Raw genomic sequence first — 2,269 nt, 5'->3', positions numbered from 1 at the left:
TGCTGCTGCTTTTTTGGTGTCTTTGGTTAGTCCTTTTAGTATTTCTTCTAGCTTTGCTTTTTTTGCTGCTGCGAATTCTTGTTTGGCTACTTCTTTTACGTTTCCTTTTACTAGCTCTGCTGCGTACTTTATTGCATTTGCTACTACTGGTGTGCCTGATGCTCTTGATAGTATTAGGATTGTTCTTTCGTAGCCCTCTCCTAGTCCTGGTCCGTAGCCGTAGCCTGTTGCTTCGTAGTCTCCTCCTGTTGTGTAGGCTGAGAACATCTTCATTAGTAGGTTTCCTGTTAGGGTGTCTTGTATCATTACGTCTGGTGTCCCTAGTAGTAGGTCGTTACCTCTCATTACTGACCCTCCGTCTGAGCGTCCGCTTTCTGTAAAGTTTACTTGGTATCCGTTTGTGTTTAGTTCTTTTAGGGCTCTTTCTACTTGTCTTGCTCCGTCTACGTTTAATATGCCTACTGTTGGGTTTTTTATCCCTGTTGCTTTTGCTGCTATTATCCCGTTTAATGCATTTTTTACCATTGCCTCTGTTCGGTGGGGGGATGATGTGCCTGTTGTGGTGGCAATGTATAGTTCTTTTCCTCTTCCGGGGGTTATTACTCTTCCTACTGTTGATACTCCTATTGGGAAGTTATAGTGCATGGTTACGCATGCATCTATGTAGCCTGTATCTAGTAGCTCTTCCATCTTTTTGTGCATTTCTTCTTCTGTATTGGCTTCTTGTATTTCTAGTTGTGTTTCTACTTTTGGTCCTATTAGTACTACTTGATAGCCTGCTGCTGTTTTGGCTGCTATTTCTCCTCCTTGTACTAGGTTTGCTATTCCTTTTTCGCTTCCTAGTGTGGTTAGGCCTATTCGTATTTGTTTTCTGAATTCTCCTGTTTCTATGGCATTGGCTATGTCGTTAAAGGTTTTGCCTATCATTTGCTTTAATTCTTTGTTTTCTTTCATTGTTGTTCACCCCTATTTTAGTAAGTGTGACGCAAAGTTTCTCATGGCTTCTGCTATCATTGTTCTTACTTCTTCTTGGGAAACTCCTGCCGCCTCTTCGCTTATCTGTCCATTGTTTTTTTCTAGTACAATGGATATTCCATCGAACTGGTTTGTCATTCGGGCTAGGAATAGACTACCTTTTCCTACTATCATTGCTCTTTCTATTTCTTTGTTTTTGAAGGCTTCTATTGCATGGCCTAGGTATGGTACTCCTGATGGTATGTGTCCTTGGGTTGGTGCCCAGCCTGGCATTCCGTGTTTTTCTACGAAGCTTGCTACTTCTGTTCTTTCTAGCTCGTTTCTTTTTACTCCTAGGGCTGCTATCATCTTGTAGTTGGCCTCTGGTACGTCTCCTGCTCCTGCTGGCTTTGTTACGTCTGGGTTTTGCATTTCTACTGAATATTTGTCTATATCGGTTATTTTTAGTCCGCCTTTGTCTAGGGGCTCTGTTATTAATGCTGTTATTACTGCCTGTGGTGATGACCCGGTTCCTACTTTATGTCTTCCTACTAGGTCTGTTCTTAGGATTGGGCTTTCTCCGTCATTCTTGCTTATTAGTACTGCAAAGCCTCCCATTACATCTTCTAGTATTGGCATTTCTTTTTTTACGTGGTCTTTTCCATTCATTCCTAGCTTTGCTACTGCTCCTCCTGCTACTACTACTACATTTTCGAATACTCCTGCCTTTACTAGGGCTGCTGCTTCTATTAGTGCATGGGTTGGTGCGGCACAAAACCCTCTGGTGTCGGAGCCTGTTGCATTTACTGCTCCTGCCAGCTCGGCTATTGACTTGGCGAAGTTTCCTCCTCCTCTTTGGTTCATGTCACCGCATGCTTCTTCTGAGCATTCTATTACGTATTCTATTGTTTTTACATCTATTTGGTTTTTTTCTATTAGATGCATAAATGCTAATAGTCCTGATGCTTTTGTTATTAGGTTTTCATGGATTATATGGGCGTTTAGGTTGGGGTCTACGTCATGGGCCCTTTTTACGCAGCCTATTAGCTTGTTGTTATGGTATAGGGCTTCTGCATGGTATTCTTTTATTGCCTTTTCTATTGTTTCTATTGCTTCTCCTTCTTTTAGCTTTCCTAGTAGCTCTTCTGTTAGTAGTGGATGCCTTGCTAATTTTTCTTTTACATCTTTTGTGAATTCTTTTTCTAGTTAACTAGGTCGAATACATCTGATATTTTCATTAATCCTATGAATTCTTCTTGGGGCATTATTTCTCCATGCTTACCGTATCTTTGGGCTCCTTCTGTCTTTTGCTTGT

1 protein-coding gene and 1 pseudogene are annotated in these 2,269 nt (G+C 41.3%); both read right to left on the bottom strand.

The window, feature by feature from the left end:
- On the bottom strand, positions 1-954 hold a 954-nt coding region (grdD, locus tag F8154_RS14170), incomplete at its 3' end, for a glycine/sarcosine/betaine reductase complex component C subunit alpha (protein WP_151862276.1).
- Between the two features lie 12 nt (positions 955-966).
- A pseudogene (grdC, locus tag F8154_RS14165) lies at positions 967-2,269 on the bottom strand (glycine/sarcosine/betaine reductase complex component C subunit beta); the annotation flags it as partial.

The sequence above is a fragment of the Alkaliphilus pronyensis genome, from assembly GCF_009017275.1.
Lineage (GTDB): Bacteria > Bacillota > Clostridia > Peptostreptococcales > Natronincolaceae > Alkaliphilus_C > Alkaliphilus_C pronyensis.
The sequence above is the reverse complement of the archived record's forward strand: the minus strand, read 5'-3'. Positions and strand labels throughout refer to the sequence as shown.